Source organism: Enterobacter sp. UNJFSC 003, from assembly GCF_036903355.1.
Classification (GTDB): Bacteria; Pseudomonadota; Gammaproteobacteria; order Enterobacterales; family Enterobacteriaceae; genus Enterobacter.
Window position 1 is genome coordinate 1 of record NZ_JBAKHK010000333.1, and the last position, 239, is coordinate 239.

Below are 239 nucleotides of genomic sequence, written 5' to 3' on the forward strand. Positions count from 1 at the left end.
GTATCGAGCCGGACGAACGGCTCCAGCACGCTCTGCAAGGCGTCTTCCGGAATACCCGGCCCGTCATCCTCGACCCGCAAAATTACGTCACGCGCAGTGGCGGAGAGCGCGATCGTCACCACCGATCCGTGGTGCAGGCCGTTCTCGACCAGATTGGTCAGCGCGCGCTTCATACCGAGCGGTCGGAAGCGATGCTCGAGATGCGAGGGGCCGACATAATGGACCTCGCGCCCGTGATC

1 protein-coding gene is annotated in these 239 nt (G+C 64.0%); it reads right to left on the bottom strand.

Going from position 1 to position 239, the window contains the following annotated elements; translation table 11 throughout:
- Positions 1-173 (bottom strand): ATP-binding protein (locus V5P19_RS24765; protein WP_369077408.1); only part of this gene is annotated, 173 nt, incomplete at its 3' end.
- Positions 174-239 lie beyond the last annotated feature (66 nt).